Source organism: Pandoraea iniqua (assembly GCF_902459685.1).
Classification (GTDB): Bacteria; Pseudomonadota; Gammaproteobacteria; order Burkholderiales; family Burkholderiaceae; genus Pandoraea; species Pandoraea iniqua.
Genome location: NZ_CABPSF010000008.1, coordinates 271,922 through 287,550, shown reverse-complemented (window position 1 = coordinate 287,550; position 15,629 = coordinate 271,922). Strand labels below are relative to the sequence as shown.

General features: G+C 64.3%; 17 protein-coding genes. 8 read left to right on the top strand and 9 right to left on the bottom strand.

Annotation, left to right across the window (positions count from 1 at the left end; genetic code table 11):
- The 3 genes from PIN31009_RS28105 to PIN31009_RS23730 form a co-directional block, all read left to right on the top strand.
- The coding region (locus tag PIN31009_RS28105) for a hypothetical protein (protein WP_217426834.1) at nt 1-243 on the top strand (243 nt) is incomplete at its 5' end.
- A 615-nt stretch (nt 244-858) separates the two neighbouring features.
- The gene (bcaP, locus tag PIN31009_RS23735; RefSeq protein WP_150791746.1) at nt 859-2,277 is read left to right on the top strand and encodes a branched-chain amino acid transporter BcaP; all 1,419 of its coding nucleotides are present in this window, start codon (nt 859-861) and stop codon (nt 2,275-2,277) included.
- 244 nt (nt 2,278-2,521) lie between these two features.
- The gene (locus PIN31009_RS23730) at nt 2,522-2,980 is read left to right on the top strand and encodes a cupin domain-containing protein (protein ID WP_150686307.1); all 459 of its coding nucleotides are present in this window, start codon (nt 2,522-2,524) and stop codon (nt 2,978-2,980) included.
- A 3-nt stretch (nt 2,981-2,983) separates the two neighbouring features.
- Here the strand turns inward: PIN31009_RS23730 and PIN31009_RS23725 are convergent, their stop codons facing one another.
- Nucleotides 2,984-3,448 (bottom strand): hypothetical protein, encoded by a 465-nt coding sequence (locus tag PIN31009_RS23725; RefSeq protein ID WP_217426833.1) that lies wholly within the window; start codon nt 3,446-3,448, stop codon nt 2,984-2,986.
- 178 nt (nt 3,449-3,626) lie between these two features.
- Between PIN31009_RS23725 and PIN31009_RS23720 the strand changes: the two genes are divergently transcribed.
- Nucleotides 3,627-4,412 (top strand): helix-turn-helix domain-containing protein, encoded by a 786-nt coding sequence (locus tag PIN31009_RS23720; protein ID WP_150686306.1) that lies wholly within the window; start codon nt 3,627-3,629, stop codon nt 4,410-4,412.
- A 13-nt stretch (nt 4,413-4,425) separates the two neighbouring features.
- Here PIN31009_RS23720 and PIN31009_RS23715 read toward each other — a convergent pair whose 3' ends face one another.
- A complete protein-coding gene (locus PIN31009_RS23715) occupies nt 4,426-4,719 on the bottom strand; it encodes a hypothetical protein (protein WP_150791745.1) in 294 nt (97 codons plus the stop codon).
- Between the two features lie 212 nt (nt 4,720-4,931).
- Between PIN31009_RS23715 and kefF the strand changes: the two genes are divergently transcribed.
- Entirely contained in the window at nt 4,932-5,681 is a 750-nt protein-coding gene (gene kefF, locus PIN31009_RS23710) for a glutathione-regulated potassium-efflux system oxidoreductase KefF (RefSeq protein ID WP_150791744.1), read from the top strand.
- Nucleotides 5,681-7,576, top strand: a complete 1,896-nt coding sequence (gene kefC, locus PIN31009_RS23705) for a glutathione-regulated potassium-efflux system protein KefC (RefSeq protein WP_150791743.1) — start codon at nt 5,681-5,683, stop codon at nt 7,574-7,576. Before kefF ends, kefC begins: the two co-directional genes overlap by 1 nt.
- A 78-nt stretch (nt 7,577-7,654) precedes the next feature.
- Here the strand turns inward: kefC and PIN31009_RS23700 are convergent, their stop codons facing one another.
- Nucleotides 7,655-8,080 (bottom strand): hypothetical protein, encoded by a 426-nt coding sequence (locus tag PIN31009_RS23700; RefSeq protein ID WP_150686302.1) that lies wholly within the window; start codon nt 8,078-8,080, stop codon nt 7,655-7,657.
- A gap of 291 nt (nt 8,081-8,371) precedes the next feature.
- Between PIN31009_RS23700 and PIN31009_RS23695 the strand changes: the two genes are divergently transcribed.
- Nucleotides 8,372-9,274, top strand: a complete 903-nt coding sequence (locus PIN31009_RS23695; protein ID WP_150791758.1) for a ferritin-like domain-containing protein — start codon at nt 8,372-8,374, stop codon at nt 9,272-9,274.
- Between the two features lie 87 nt (nt 9,275-9,361).
- Here the strand turns inward: PIN31009_RS23695 and PIN31009_RS23690 are convergent, their stop codons facing one another.
- The 4 genes from PIN31009_RS23690 to PIN31009_RS23675 form a co-directional block, all read right to left on the bottom strand.
- Nucleotides 9,362-9,769 (bottom strand): DUF4148 domain-containing protein, encoded by a 408-nt coding sequence (locus PIN31009_RS23690; protein WP_150686301.1) that lies wholly within the window; start codon nt 9,767-9,769, stop codon nt 9,362-9,364.
- Nucleotides 9,770-9,968: 199 nt separating this feature from the next.
- Nucleotides 9,969-10,913 (bottom strand): SRPBCC family protein, encoded by a 945-nt coding sequence (locus tag PIN31009_RS23685; protein WP_150791742.1) that lies wholly within the window; start codon nt 10,911-10,913, stop codon nt 9,969-9,971.
- Nucleotides 10,897-11,253, bottom strand: a complete 357-nt coding sequence (locus PIN31009_RS23680; RefSeq protein WP_150686299.1) for an ArsR/SmtB family transcription factor — start codon at nt 11,251-11,253, stop codon at nt 10,897-10,899. Before PIN31009_RS23680 ends, PIN31009_RS23685 begins: the two co-directional genes overlap by 17 nt.
- A gap of 75 nt (nt 11,254-11,328) precedes the next feature.
- A complete protein-coding gene (locus PIN31009_RS23675) occupies nt 11,329-12,243 on the bottom strand; it encodes a bestrophin family protein (protein ID WP_150686298.1) in 915 nt (304 codons plus the stop codon).
- A gap of 301 nt (nt 12,244-12,544) precedes the next feature.
- Here PIN31009_RS23675 and PIN31009_RS23670 point away from each other — a divergent pair, with 301 nt between their 5' ends.
- Nucleotides 12,545-12,946 (top strand): hypothetical protein, encoded by a 402-nt coding sequence (locus tag PIN31009_RS23670; RefSeq protein ID WP_058379893.1) that lies wholly within the window; start codon nt 12,545-12,547, stop codon nt 12,944-12,946.
- Between the two features lie 103 nt (nt 12,947-13,049).
- On the opposite strand, the gene mmsB is transcribed toward PIN31009_RS23670, so the two are convergent.
- Nucleotides 13,050-13,982 carry a 3-hydroxyisobutyrate dehydrogenase gene (gene mmsB / locus PIN31009_RS23665; protein ID WP_150686297.1) on the bottom strand — a complete coding sequence of 311 codons (933 nt, stop codon included), beginning with the start codon at nt 13,980-13,982 and terminating at the stop codon, nt 13,050-13,052.
- A 31-nt stretch (nt 13,983-14,013) separates the two neighbouring features.
- Nucleotides 14,014-15,513 carry a CoA-acylating methylmalonate-semialdehyde dehydrogenase gene (locus PIN31009_RS23660; RefSeq protein ID WP_150791741.1) on the bottom strand — a complete coding sequence of 500 codons (1,500 nt, stop codon included), beginning with the start codon at nt 15,511-15,513 and terminating at the stop codon, nt 14,014-14,016.
- Between the last annotated feature and the right edge of the window lie 116 nt (nt 15,514-15,629).

The following is a 15,629-nucleotide window of genomic DNA, read 5'->3' as shown; positions in this document are numbered from 1 at the left end:
GTCACGGTGCAGGCCCCGGTCCGGGGCGTCCGCCCGGGCACGGGGCGGGCCCCGGCCCACGGCCGCCCAGTGGAGGGGGTGGACACGGTCCGCGCCCGCCCGGTGGTGGCGGTGGCGGCGGTGGGGGCCACGGCGGTGGTAATGGAGGCGGCCATGGCGGCGGTGGCGGGGGCCATGGCGGTGGCGGCGGTGGGCGTCCGGGCGGTGATCGCTGATCCCCGAACCGGCACCCGGAGTACGTGACCCTAATTCAGTGGCCACTGCACGCGTTTTGGGAAAAACGCTTAAAATGTGAGCATTGCCGGCCAGGCGGAGGCGCCGATCAGGCGCCGATGGCCGGCCCGCAGGACAGCGAGCCCTTAGCAACGCAAGCGCGCAACTGACACACCGGTGCCCCGGCGCCGGTGTTTTGCTAGCCAGCTTAACGGGCACCCGTCACATTGCAGACCACTTAGCAGATCTCTCAGACGTGCCGTCGCAGCCTCACCGCGCGACGTTCACGGCAGTCCGGCAAGATCCTCCGTAAGTCTCGATCGTGTTCGTCCCGCCCCGGCGTGCCTTTGCACGCCGCGGTTGCCTATCGCCATGCCGCGTCCGGTATGCACCACCCGTGCGTCCCGTGAGCGGCCTTCGTCATCCGTGGCCGATGCCTGATAGGCAGCCACGCACCCGACAGCGATCAGGCATGCGCGGCGCTTCGCTCTCCCTGCGGCCAATCCGTCAGGCATGGGAACGAGCGGCCACAAGCCCAGGGTGCCCTTGCAGCCAGGTCGCGGGACATCGTTGCCCGCGGGATTTCTCCATGGCGCGCGTCACGCGCGCGCCAGAGACATACGTTGCAGGAACCTTTTGCAGGTCATGAGTCTTTTTCGAACCAAAAACATCGAGAGCATGCTGGCGGCAAGCCGCACCGGCAGTCTCCGCAAGGTGCTGGGCCCCATCGATCTGGTCCTGATGGGCATCGGCGCCATCATCGGCACCGGCATTTTCGTCCTCACCGGCACGGGCGCCCTCACCGCTGGCCCCGCCCTCACCATCTCGTTCATGATCGCGGCCACGGCCTGCGGCTTCGCCGCGCTGTGCTACGCCGAGTTCGCGTCCACCATTCCCGTCTCCGGCTCGATCTACACGTATAGCTATGCAACGCTCGGCGAGATCGTGGCGTGGATCATCGGCTGGGATCTGATGCTCGAATACGGTCTGGCATCGTCGGCCGTGTCGGTCGGCTGGTCGGGTTACTTCCAGTCGCTGGCGGCCGGTTTCGGCCTGCACCTGCCCGCCGTCATCACAGCAGCACCGGGCAGCGTGCCGGGCGTGACAACCTTCATCAATCTGCCGGCCGTGGTCATCATGTTGCTGGTCACGTGGGTGCTGTCGTATGGCGTGCGCGAATCGGCGCGGATCAACAACCTGATGGTCGCGATCAAGATCGGCGTGGTGCTGCTCTTTATCGCCGTGGGCGTGTGGCATGTGAAGCCGGCCAACTGGACGCCGTTCATGCCGTTTGGCACCAGCGGCATGTTCAACGCTGCGGCGCTGGTGTTCTTCGCGTTCATCGGTTTCGACGCCGTAACCTCCGCCGCTGAGGAAGTGCGCAACCCGGGCCGCGATCTGCCGATCGGCATCATCGGCTCGCTGATCGTGTGCACGCTGTTGTATGTCGTGGTCGCCGCCATCATGACCGGCATCGTGCCGTTCGCGCAGTTCGCGGGCGTGGATCACCCGGTGTCGCTGGCACTGCAATATGCGGGACAGAATTGGGTCGCGGGCTTCGTCGATCTGGGCGCGATTCTCGGCATGACGACCGTGATTCTGGTGATGACCTACGGCCAGACGCGTATCACTTACGCGATGTCGCGCGACGGCCTGCTGCCGCCGCTGCTCTCGCGCATCCACCCGACGCACAAGACCCCGTTTGCGGGCACGTGGATCATCGGCGTGGTGTTCGCCGTCATCGCCGGGTTCGTGCCGCTGGGCGTGCTCGCCGAGCTGATCAATATCGGCACGCTGTCGGCGTTCGCGCTGGTGTCGGTCGCCGTGCTCGTGCTGCGCCGCACGCGTCCTGACCTGCCGCGCGCGTTTCGCGTGCCGGGGGCGCCGGTGGTGCCACTGATCTCCGCAGGCCTTTGCCTGTTCCTGATGGCCCACCTGCAAGCCGCGACGTGGATCGCATTCGTGGTGTGGCTCGCCATCGGCATGGTGATCTACTTCACCTACGCGCGCCGCAACGCGCTGCTGCATAAGCACGGCGACGTGCCTGCGCACCCGCTGCAATAATCGAACGTCATCGGCAGTATTACGCGGCGCCCCCGGTCATAAGGGGCACCGCTGCCCCCTTCCGTCTACCGACAATTCCGCATCCCGCCCTCGCGCGGGAGCGCGTATAGTCCGGCACAGGCCCCTGCTGCACGCTTGATCGTGCAGCGCGGGCCGGCCGCCTTCATGGCGGTTCTGCAAGTCGCTCGCTCGTGAATTCCGTTGCTTGTCTCGCTCACAAAGCACCCACAAAAGGAACAAGAACATGCGTCGCTACGTCCTGCTTGCTGCCGTACCTGCCGCCTTCGCCGCCGGCTTCCTCTCGTCCCATCTGATGCCCAGCGCTGTGGCGCAGGCCACCGCCCTCACCCCGCAAATCATCGACGTCGGCGCCATGACCGACGAACAGATCGGCAAGCTCGTGCCTAACGTCGGCACGCTGCGCTCGCGCACGCTCGTGGCCACGGCCAACGGCACCGTCGCCGTGCAAAGCGGCAACGTGCCGCGCCACACGCATCAGGACGCCGACGAGATTCAGTACGTGATCGCCGGTAGCGGCACGTTCTGGCTCGGCGACCAGCAGCGCGACGTGCACCCGGGCGATCTCATCATCATTCCGCGCGGCACCGTGCACGCCGGGTCGCAAAACACCAGCGGCGAATTCAAAGTGCTGGCGATCAAGCTGCCGCCGCAGGCACCGAACGACATTCAGTTCGTGAAATAACCATCAGGCCTGCGCCGCCCGACGGCGGCGCAACCCGATGAACGTCAGTTCGGCAAACACCAGCACGGTCACGATCTGCACAGCGATGAACGCTGCGCCCAACGCGTTTGGCGCGATCCAGTCCGACGCCAGCAAGATGGCGCAGTCGAGCGCCCAGATCGCATTGATGGCGATCACCGTCCATGCGGCACCCGCCGGCAACGTCGTGCGGCGCACCAGCCACACCAGCGCCGCCCCATAGACGAGCAGCACCAGCCCGGTCACGCGCAGACCGTCGGCAGGCAGATCCAGCAGTGCGGCCAGCGGTGCCGCCGCCAGCACCTGCAACAGGCCGACCGCGCCGCTCACGAGCGCGTCGGCGAGCAACGCGCGGGCAAGAAATAGCGATTTAGCCGACGCCTCCTGCATTGACGGCTGAACCGACGACTGCGCTGAAGATTGAACCGAAGTTTGACGGGATGACATCATGGCGACCTCCATCGAAGTTGGACCGATCCGCACCGCACGCAGACTTCCATCTTGCTGCGGGTGATCAGGACGACGAGACATCGGGTCTCGCTGACTGACATCTTCGTGAGCCCACGACACGCCGTCGATTACCTGCGAGGTAATGGCGGCGCATTCCCCAGCCGCTATCATCCGTTTCATGACAACACCTGCTATCGGAACCCTGTTGCGCGACTGGCGTCAGCGCCGGCGCATGAGCCAACTCGATCTCGCGCTCGAAGCGGAGATCTCGACGCGCCATCTGAGCTTTGTCGAGACGGGCCGCGCGCAGCCGAGCCGCGAGATGCTGCTGCACCTTGCGCAGGCGCTCGACATTCCGTTGCGCGAGCGCAATGCGATGCTGGTAGCGGCCGGCTTCGCACCGCGCTTCGAAGCCCGCGCGTTCGATGCGCCCGACATGGCCGTGGCCCGCGAAGCCGTGCAGCGCGTGCTCGACGGCCACGAGCCGTACCCGGCACTGGCCGTCGATCGCCACTGGACATTGCTGGCGGCAAATCGCGCCGTCATGCCGCTGCTCGCTGGCGTGGACCCGTCATTGTTGAGCGGCGCGGTCAACGTGCTGCGCCTGTCGCTGCATCCCGACGGGCTGGCACCGCGCATCGCGAATCTGCCCGAATGGCGCGCGCATCTGCTGCATCGTCTGCGTCAGCAGATTCATGCGAGCGGCGATGCGACGCTGGGCGAGCTGTATGAGGAGTTGAAGGCGTATCCCGTGTCGTCACGGGAGCCGCCGCCTGCGGTGCCCGCATCAGCGAGCATCTTCGTGCCGATGCAATTGCGCACCGACGCCGGCCTGTTGTCGTTCTTCAGCACGACGACGGTGTTTGGAACGCCGGTGGATGTCACGCTCGCCGAACTGGCGCTCGAAGCGTTCTATCCGGCCGATGAGGCAACCGGCCGGGCCATGCGCGCCATGGTGTTGTGACGACGGAACGTCGTCAGCCGAAATTGCGGTTGAACCACACCACGCCATAGCCGAGGGCGAACATCGTGAGCAGTAGCGGCACGGAGATGCGAAGCACCTGAATGACGAGCGGGCGCGGCGGCACGTCCTCGTCTTCGGGCATGCGGTCGGCCTCGCGCAACGCGCCAGTACACAGCGCCGCCGCGACGGCGCTCACGAACACCCAGAAGGTCTGGTTGTAGAGGAGTGCGACCAGCAGCAACGCCAGAGCGACGTTGCGGCCGTGATAGATCATGTTGACGGTATTGCGAAAGGCTTGCGGCGACATGTCGGTGTAGCGCAGGTATCGACCGCCAAGCGGCCCCCGCGCAAAAGTTCTTGTTATGTGACTTCAACCCCCGCTTGTGCCACGTATCGAACCCGGGCAAAGCGGACCTATCGAAAGCTCAGTGAAGCATATCCACACTTAACGGCCGCTGCTACCTCAGTCTTTAACATCGACGCAATCGGCCGTCATGCGAATGCGGTATTCTCCCTCGCATGACCGAACCCGCTTCCCCCCCAGCCCTCCCCACGGCGGCCGACAGCACGCCCGGGCGCGCCATCTATGTCATCGTGGCGCATCCGCGTTGGCGCGACTCACGCGTGAACCGCCGCCTGCTCGACGCCGCGCGCAGCATTGCCGGTGTCGACGTCAACGACCTGTATTCGACCTACCCCGACTTCAGCATCGACGTGGCTGCCGAGCAGCAGCGCGTGGCGCGTGCCGATCTGATCGTGCTCGTGCATCCGATCTATTGGTACAGCATGCCGCCGCTGCAAAAACTCTGGTTCGACGAAGTGCTTACATGGGGCTGGGCCTACGGACACGACGGCCACGCGCTTGCCGGAAAAGACCTCTGGCTCGTGCCGAGCACGGGCGGCCCGCAGGCCAGCTACTGCGCCGAAGGCTACAACCAGCACGACTTCGCCGACTTTCTGCCGGCATACGAACAGACGGCACGACTGTGCGGCATGCGCTTCCTGCCGCCGCAAGTGTTCTACGGCGCGCGCCGCAGCGGCGACGCCGCACTCGACGCACATGTAAGCGAATTCGCCGGCCGTCTGGCGACGTATCCGCAATGGCCGGAACTGATCTCGATGGACGCCGCACCCGAGTGCAGCGACATCCCCGACAGCGACCGCCCGCGCTGCCCGCCGGACGTCGCGCCGCCTGCGGTAAGCGCACCGGCCACCACTGACGCCACCACTGACACCGCCACCGGCGCCCGTCCCGGGAGGGCCATCTGATGGAACACGTCCCGTCGTGGCTGCTCGCCAGCCTGATCTATCTCGCGGCAGCGGTCATCGTGGTGCCGCTCTCGCGGGCGTTAGGGCTAGGCGCAATCATCGGCTATCTCGCCGCCGGCATCGCCATCGGTCCGTGGGGCCTCGGACTCGTCTCGCGCGTGGAAGACGTGCTGCACTTCGCCGAGTTCGGCGTGGTGCTCATGTTGTTTCTCGTCGGCCTCGAACTGGAGCCGCGCCGTCTGTGGAATTTACGACGGCCGATCTTCGGCTGGGGCTCCGCACAAGTCATCGGCTGCGCCGTGCTGTTGTTCTGCGCCGGCTTCGCACTCGGTGCACCGTGGCGCATTGCACTCGTCGCGGCGCTCGGACTGGCGCTGTCGTCCACGGCGATTGCCTTGCAGGTGATGGCCGAGCGCAATCTGCTCGGCACGCCCAGCGGACAAGCCGGTTTCTCGATTCTGCTGTTTCAGGACGTTGCCGCCATCCCCATTCTTGCGCTGCTGCCGCTGCTCGCTAATTCGGTCGACAGCCATGCCCTGACCGGTACCCAGCGTGCGCTCGAAGCGCTGAAAATCGTCGGCGTGATCGCGGCGATCATTCTCGGTGGCCGGCTCGCGTTGCGGCCGTTGCTGCGCTGGATTGCCAACAGCAAGACGCCGGAAATCTTCACGGCCGCTGCGTTGCTGCTCGTTGTCGCCATTGCCGCGTTGATGCAGTGGGTCGGTTTGTCGATGGCGTTGGGCGCATTCCTCGCCGGTGTGCTGCTGGCAGAAAGCGAATACCGGCGCGAACTCGAAACCGACATCGAGCCATTCAAGGGGCTGCTGCTCGGGTTGTTCTTTATCGCCGTGGGCATGAGCATCGACTTCGGCGTGTTGTTCGCACAGCCGCTGCGCATGCTGGCGGTGGTTGTCGGATTCATGGCCGTGAAGGGACTCGCGATCTACGGCTTGTCGCGACTGATGAAGCTGCCGTATCAGGAGCGGCCGATCTTCACGCTGCTGCTGGCACAGGGTGGTGAATTCGCCTTCGTGGTGTTTCAGTCGGCGGGCCCGCAAGTCTTGCCACCGGCGGTGTCGTCATTCCTGATCGGTGCCGTCGCGCTATCGATGCTGATCTCGCCACTGCTGCTCGTCGCCATCGACAAGTGGCTGCTGCCGCGCTACAGCCTCAAGGGTTCGCCGCGCATGGAAGAGATTGCCGAGCCGCAGACCGCGAGTGTGGTGATCTGCGGGTTTGGCCGCTACGGCCAGATCGTCGGACGGGCGTTGATACCGCAGGGCGTTTCGGTGACGGTGCTCGATCATGACCCGGACACCATCGAGAGCCTGCGGCAGATTGGTTTTCGCGTGTTCTACGGCGATGCCACGCGGCTCGACCTGCTGCGCATCGCCGGTGTCGCCAATGCGCGTGCGGTGGTGGTCGCCGTCGACGATGTCGATCAGTCGCTGGAGATCGTGGATTTGCTGCGCGAGCATTTTCCAGCGGTACCGATCGTCGCGCGGGCGCGCAACGTGGGGCATCTGTTCCAGTTACGCGACCGGGGCGTGAAGCACATCGAGCGGGAAGTGTTCGAGTCGTCGCTTCGCAGCGCACGTTCGGTGCTGGAAGAACTCGGCTGGCCGGCCGCCGAAGCGCGCGAAGCGACCATGGCGTTCCGGCGCGGCAACATCAAGCTGACCGACGAGATGTACCCCTTCTATCAAGACCGCAACAAGATGATTGCGAAGTCCAAGGAAGGCCGCCGTCAGTTCGAGGAGCAGATGACGCGCGAGCGCGAACAGCGCAAGGCGCAGCGGCAGGTCACGTTCGGCTGGGATGGCGACAAAGCGCCGGACATGACGCCCACACCATCCACACCGCCCGAAGCGCAAGAGAAAAGCGCTGGGCAGTAATCGCCACAGCGCAACACAGCGCGCAGCGTAAGTCTGCGCGCTGTGTTTGCTACCCCACCATTCGTCGCATCAAATCGCTTAATCGAACGGCTTGAAATGCCCGTCTGCCGGCACTTTGGCGTCGGTGCGCAGGCGTTCTTCGGCATCGGTGCCGGCCAACCCGCGATAGTAGAGATGCACGGCAATCGCGGCCGAATAGCGGCGAATTTCCACCAGCGTGAGGAAGGCGTGCGCGACCGACGTGAACATCAGGTACGGCGACTCTTCCTCGATCAGGCCGGCGACCTGATGCAAGCCGTGGCGGTGAAGCACTTCGGCGAGTTCGTCGCGGCTGCGGTGCGTGGTGGCATCCGTGGCCGGGTACATCATGCGCAGCAAGACGAGCGGGTGATCGGCGCACGCCAGCGACAGCGCCTGTACGACGGCGTGACTGTCCAGAGCCGTGGCCACGGCTTCACCTTCGGGACGATGCTGCGGAAAGAGTTGCTCAAGGGTCAACGTCATGATGAGTCCAATGCAAAGAAGCTGAAAAACAGCGACAGCGGGCTCACCAGTCTAGTGAGCCCTTGACTCAGGATAAACGCTGCCGGACGATAACGCGCGTTGCGTCAAACGAAACAATTACAGCATATTTCAAACGCCCTTTCGGCACGTGGGCGTCTCACTTCTGCCGAAATTTCGTCTCGCATTCGCGCGCGGCGAACAGACAATTCTGGGCGGCGCGGCCTGAATGCTTGATGGTATGATTTTTGCGAATGCAGACCTGACCGATACCTCATGCGATATCCCGAACAGATGTCCGACACGCAGGCGGTAGCCGTCGCCGAGGCCGACCACGTCATGCGCCATTGGCAATTCGATGTCGATGGCCCCGTGGCGATTGGTTCGGACTCCCACAAGCAGATGTTCTGCCGCATGCTGCTTGAGTCTCATAACCCCTACAAGCCGGCCGTCATCGACTGGCCCGAGCTTCCGCCCGACGCCCTCAAGCGGCTGACCGCGCTGCCCATCTGGGACATCGCCGTGCAGACCGAAGGCCGCGCCTCCATTCGCGTGGCCACCTACGCCGCCACCATGCAGGACCCGCTGCTCCGCAAGGCCCTCGTCATGGACGGCGAGGAGGAAGCACGGCACAAGGTGGTGTTGTCGAAACTGGTGGAAGCCTACGGCATCGAGCTGGCTCCCGAGCCCGCCTATCCGCCGCCCGGCGATCCCGAATGGGCGTGGATGAAAACCGGCTTCAGCGAGTGTATCGATAGCTTCGTCGCGTTCGGGCTGTTCCGTTCCGCCCAGCGCTCGGGTTACTTCCCCGAGGCCCTTGTCGAAACGTTCGAACCGGTGATTCAGGAAGAGGCGCGCCACATCCTGTTCTTCGCGAACTGGGTGGCGTGGCATCGCCGTAACCTGCCGTTCTGGAAACGCCCGTGGTTTTTCGCGCGCATCGCCGCCGTGTGGGTCACGTTGATCTGGGACCGTATGGCGATTGCACGCGGCATCGACACCGACGGCGTGGCCCGCGATGCCAACTTCCCCGCGACCAGCACGGCCGAGATCGGCGAATCGCTCAAACCGCGCGACCTGATTGCGCTGTGTCTCGAGGAAGACGCGCGCCGCATGGACGGCTACGACAAGCGCCTGCTGCGCCCGACCTTCGTGCCGAAACTGGCGCGTCTGGCGCTGCGCTTCATGAAAGCGTGAAGCCATCGCGGCTGCGTCCGCCCCAATGAAAAAAGCCGTCCCCAATGGGACGGCTTTTCACTTGATGCGGCGGGCGATACTGGCAGATCAGCTGCCTTCGCTCACATTCAGTTCGCCAGCAGCGCGGGCGCGGGCGAGTTCTTGCTTGACGTCAGCACGCGAAACGCTCGGGCCTTGCGACACGACGATCGGGTAATCCACGTCGTTTTCTGCCATCAGGCCTTCGGCACGGGCTTGGGCCAGTTCGTTCTTCACTTCGACGCGGCTCTTGGCCGGGCCCGAAGCGACATACACCGGATAGTCGGCGTCGCCTTGCGGGATCAGACCGTTGGCGCGGGCTTGGGCCAGATCGGCCAGCACGGCAGCGCGGGTGAGCGGTGCACCTTGCGAAGCGACGTCAGGGTAGTTGTTGCCGTTTTCAACAGCGTAGCTGGAGGCGGCACCGAACGAAGCGGCGGCGGCGATAAGGGCGATTGCGATGTTCTTGCGGTTCATGTTTGAAAACTCCTGTCAGTTGCGACGGCTTTGTTTTGTTAAAGCGCCGTCGATGGAAGGAAGTCTAGAACTCGCAAATGCAATGAAAAACGCGATATTTGTCCACGAACTATTGCGTGTTTCGATGAGAATCGCCTGCCCGATATTGGTGCAAACCCTGAGAAACCGCGCCCCGTAACGATCCCGGGGCGCGAACGTCTCAGTTGGCCAGCGATGCGCCGAGGGCGTCGAGCAAGAAATGTGTGCCCCGCTCACGCGAACCGGCGTCGTCGTACCCGTCGAGAAACGCGCCTTGCTCCGTCATGACGAGTTGTGTGCCGCCGTCATGCGCGCGCAGTTCGATGGTCGCAAGCGATGCCGAGATCTTGCGGGTATCGAGGTGCATCTCATAGGCATAGACCAGACGCGTATCGGGCACCACATCGAAGTACTGGGCATCGAACGTCGAGACCATGCCGCCGGCCCAGCGGCCTTTCGAGTGCTCACGGCCCCCGGGGCGCACATCCATCGAGCGCTCGAGCTGGGTGAAGCCTGCGCCGCCGGTGAACCACCGGTCCTTGGCTTCGCGCTCGGTCAATGCCCTGAAGACCCGCGCCGGCGTCGCCGCATATTGCCGTTCGATACGGAATGTCGCGTGCACGACCGAACGATGCGAGGGCACGTCCACATCGGAGCGGGTGACTTCGCGGGCGAGTTTGTCGAGCGTTTGCGCCCAGCCTTGGCTGGCACCGGCAGGCATCCACGCAAACGCCGGATCGACCACCGTATAGCGTTGCTCGACTTCGAGCCGCGTGCCGTCGCAGACATTCGCGAAACCTGCCGTTGTTTGCGCACGGAACAAGACATGCCCGGTGGCGTCCGTCACGTCCATCTCGATCACCAGCCGCACGGGCGCGTCGATTTCGGTGAAACGCCCGCGAATCCAGTGCGACTCGCCTTCGGGCGACTGCATCCGCAATTCGAAAACACCGCCGACACGCGCATCGACCTGCGCCTCGGGAACGGTATACCCCGTCGGACAAAACCAGCGTTTGACGGCTTCCGTGGTCGTCCAAGCCCGGAATACGGCGTCGCTCGCGGCCGCATAGGTGCGGCCGATCGTCATCGGTGGCAGGGGCGCCACGCCTTCACTTGCTGTCCTCATGAATCGCTCCTTCGGGCGGCAGGCTGGCCAGATACTCGCCCAATCGGTCGAGATGGCCCTCCCACTCATGTCGGCGCTGGTTGATCCATCGCTCTGCAAGGCTCAGCGCCTGAGGTTCGATCCGGCACGTACGCACACGGCCGGCCTTTTCCGTTCGCACCAGCCCTGCGCTCTCAAGCACGGCAAGATGCTGCATGACCGCCTGTAGCGACATCGCCAGCGGCTGCGCCAACGCGCTCACCGACGCCGGCCCCTGCGCCAGGCGCACGAGCATAGCGCGGCGGGAGGTGTCGGCCAGCGCCTGAAACGTCAGATCGAGAGTGTTGTCATGGTCAAGCATGTGCTTGAGTATAGTCGCGCAAAATAGTAAAGCAAGCACTTTAGTATCAAAGGCTTGCTAAGGGAGGAAAACGGCTCAGGTGATGATGTGGTGCTCGCCGCGCTCGCGCAGCTTCGCGGTGTGCTGGCGATGCAGGATCTCGCGCAGCGATTGCTCGGTGGAATCGGACATCGCGTCGAGCGCGAGGTCATTGGGTTCCAGCCCGAACGGCTCTTCGATCTCGGCGCTCACGGCTTCAAGCGCGAAGAAGGTGTACGAGATGAATGCCACAATGACCGGCGTCATCGGTCCGATCGAGTCGACCAGACCGAACGGCAGCAGCACGCTGTAGAGATACGTCACACGGTGCAGGATCACGCCGTACGTGAACGGGATCGGCGTCGAGGCGATGCGCTCGCAGCCGCCGATGGCTTCGCCAAGCCGGTCAAGGTGCATCTCCATGACCTGCGCGAGCGGCGCGTCGATCTGCCCCTTCAGCCGGCGCTCACGCAACCATTCGCCGGCCATCAGCAGAATCGTGATCGGCTTGAATTGCTTGCGCATCAGGCACTTCACGTCTTCCGGGCTGAGCAGACGCTCGAAGTCCGCCCGCGGGTCCGTGCCGCGCAACTGATGGCGCATGCCGTGCACGAACGCGATCAGGTAGGCCACGAAACGCGGTGAATCAGAAGTGTCCGAGACCAGCGTCATCGACTGGCGTGCGAGGGCACGCGTCTCGTTGAGCACACTGCCCCACAGCACGCGGGCTTCCCAATAGCGGGCGTAGCTCGTGGTGTTACGAAAACCGAGAAAAATCGCGAGCGTGATACCGATGAGCGAGAACGGCACGAAGGTGAGCGGAATCTTCCACTCGAACACGCGGCCGTGCGCCACCGTGACGACAATCGAAATGATCGTCGTGAAAATGAGCTGCGTGGCGATCTTGGGCACGATCGAACCGCGCACGACGAAAAGCATGCGCAGCCAATGCAGATTGGGACGAACGATCATGGCAACAAATGGCGCTCGCAAGCGCTCAGGACAGGCTGTGGGGGGAGCCAATTCGCGGGCATCATACGCCCCTGCCCCGCGTCCGGCAACGATTTCCAGCAATTTCAACGAATCCGGCGGCGACCGTCCGGCGGGCTCGTCCGCCAACGCCGCCGCGCCAGAACGGTGCATGCCGGCACCTGCGTCACATTGCCGCGGCTGAAATGGTTGCAACCGAATGCAACATCGCTACCCGCCGTGTGTGCGCCTCGCCAGAATGCAACTGCGCCGTCTTGGCGTGTACAAGTGCTCAATAACGATCATGAATCCACATCGCACTCAGGGTAAGTCTCGCGGCCTCGCCGCTCTCGCACTGGTCGCCGGCCTTGCCGGCGTGGTTGGCACGTTGTCTGGCTGCGTCGTCGAGCCGCCTCGTCCTGCTCCTGCCGCGCGTGTCGTGGTCGAGCAAGACCCGCATACCGTGGCCGTGCAACGCCGCGAGCAGATCGACCGGCGCATCGGCAACGAATCGCGCGACATCGACAACCATGTGAACCAAGGCTATTACCCGCCGCCGCGCGGCTACGAGCTGCATCGCCGGCTCGATGCCATCGCGCAGGAAGCGCGCGATATGGCGGCCCAGCACGGCGGTGGCTTGTCGGGTGACGAGCAGCGCGCGCTCAATCAGGAACTCGATCAACTGCATCACATGATTGCCGGCTGATCTGCGGGAAACGCCCCGCTTTACCCGTCGAACGCTCGTATGACAAAACGCCCGGTGGCTGCCAAGCCATCGGGCGTTTTATCTTGATAACGCACGAAAGTCGTTACTTCACATCGAGTGCCTGTGCCAGCGTCACCGGGTCTTGGAAGATGCTGGAGAAGTCGAGCGCACCGTGGCCATTAGCGCGATGCACTTCAAAGATGCGTCGTGCCAGATCGCCGAGTGGCGTCGCGACATCGCTGCTCGCTGCGGCCCCGTGCGCAAGGCGCAGGTCCTTGGCCATCAGGTCCGTCGCAAACCCGCCGGTGTAGCCGCGCGACGACGCCGCGTTCTCCATCACGCCCGGACACGGGTTATAAACCTCCAGCGTCCAGTTACGCCCCGAGCTTTGCTGCATCACCGCCGAGAGCACCTTCGGGTCGAGCCCGTTGGCAATGCCCAGCCGCAGCGCCTCACTCGTGCCCGCCATCAGAATGCCGAGCAGCATGTTGTTGCACAGCTTGAGCGTCTGACCGGCACCGAGCGCACCGCCGTGATGAATCGCGCGGCCCATGTTGGCCAGCAGCGGCCGCATGCGTTCGACGAGTGCAGCCTCGCCCCCGACCATGAACGTCAGCGTGCCCGCCGCCGCGCCCGCCGTGCCACCCGACACCGGCGCATCGAGCAAGGCGGTACCAGCGCGCGCGAGCTTCGCCAACTGACGCGGAATTTCCGGCGGCACGGTACTGCTGTCGATCAGCACCGCATCGGCCGGCGCATTGGCCAGCACACCCTCCGGTCCGTCATACGCGGCGAGCACATGCTCGCCTGCGGGCAGCATCGTGATCACCACCTGCGCGTCGCGCACGGCGTCGGCAATCGACTTGGCTGCCTGACCGCCCCCGGCGGCGAGCCGGTCGACGGCCGCCCCCGACAGGTCGAAGCCGCGCACCGTGTGGCCGGCCTTGACCAGATTCGCCGCCATCGGGCCGCCCATATTGCCCAGCCCGATGAACGCGACGCGCCATGTGGGCTGAGAGGTCGTTTCCGTAGCCATCGTCATGTCTCCCGAAAAATAGCCGTGCGTTTTACTTCAGCGTGATCGTCGTGTTCACACCGGAGGGGCCCGTGCCGCGCGCTTGCCAGCGGGCCGTCACGGTCTTGGTCTGCGTCCAGAACAGAATCGCCTGCTTGCCGTTCGGCCCCAGATCGCCGAGCTTCGAGCCGCGCGAGCCCGTGAAGCTGAACCACGCCACCGGCACCGGAATCGGCAGGTTGATACCGACCTGACCGACGTCGATCTCATTCTGGAACTGACGCGCCGCGCCGCCATCCTGTGTGAACAGCGCGACACCGTTACCGTTCGGGTTGGCGTTGACGAAGGCAATCGCTTCGTCGAGCGTATCGACACCGGTCATGCAGAGCACCGGCCCGAAGATTTCGTCACGATAGATCGACATCTCGGCCTTCACGCCGTCGAAGATGGTCGGGCCGACGAAGTTGCCTTCCGGCGCTTCCTTCACGACATGGCCACGGCCGTCGAGCAACAGCTTCGCGCCCTCCTCCACACCGGCACCGATCAACTTCTCGATACGGGCACGCGCCTGCTTCGACACCACCGGACCGAGATCGGCCTTGCGATCGGTGCCCGGGCCCACTTTGAGAGCGCGCGCACGTTCGACCAGCTCGGGCACCCACTCACGGGCCTCGCCCACGAGTACGGCCACCGACGTGGCCATGCAACGCTGACCGGCCGCACCGAATGCTGCGCCCAGCAGGTGATTGATCGCTTGTTCGCGATCGGCGTCCGGCAGGATCACGCAATGATTCTTCGCGCCCATCATCGCCTGACAACGCTTGCCGGCTTCCGACGCGCGACGGTAGATATGCGTGCCGACATGCGTCGAACCGATGAACGAGACCGCCTTGATGTCCGGGTGATCGCAGATCGCATTGGCCGTGTCCGGGCCGCCATGCACGACGTTCAGCACGCCCGGGGGCAGACCGGCTTCGAGCGCCAGCTCGGCCAGACGCAGCGAAGCGCTCGGGTCTTGTTCCGACGGCTTGAGCACGAACGTGTTGCCGGTGGCGACCGCCAGCGGGAACATGAAGCACGGCAGCATCACGGGGAAGTTGAACGCCGTGATACCGGCGCACACCCCCAGCGGTTCGATCAGCGTGTACACATCCACGCCGCCTGCCGCGTTCTGCGCGTATTCGCCCAATTGCAGCGAGGCAATCGAACAGGCGTGCTCGACCACTTCCAGACCACGACCGATTTCGCCTTCGGCATCGGGCAACGTCTTGCCATGCTCACGCGTGATCAGCTCGGCGAGTTCGCCCGTGTGATCGCGCAGCAGTTGTTGGAAACGCAGCATCACGCGCATGCGCGACGCCTGCGACGTGGCACGCCACGTCTTGTAAGCCGCCTTCGACGACGCGACGGCGGCATTGAGTTCTTCAGGGGTGGCAAACGGCACGCGCGCGATCACTTCCTGCGTGGCAGGGTTCACAACGTCGCGCCACTGCGACGTCTTCGACTCAATGCGCTTGCCGTCGATGAGCAGCGGAATAGTAGGCAGGGACATGACACGCTCTCCAGATCGAAACGAATGCAAAGTTCAGGAATGGCGGCCTGCGGGGCGATGCTGAGAAACATCCACGCCGCACAGCGCCGCCGGTAACTCAAAGATAGGCAATCGGC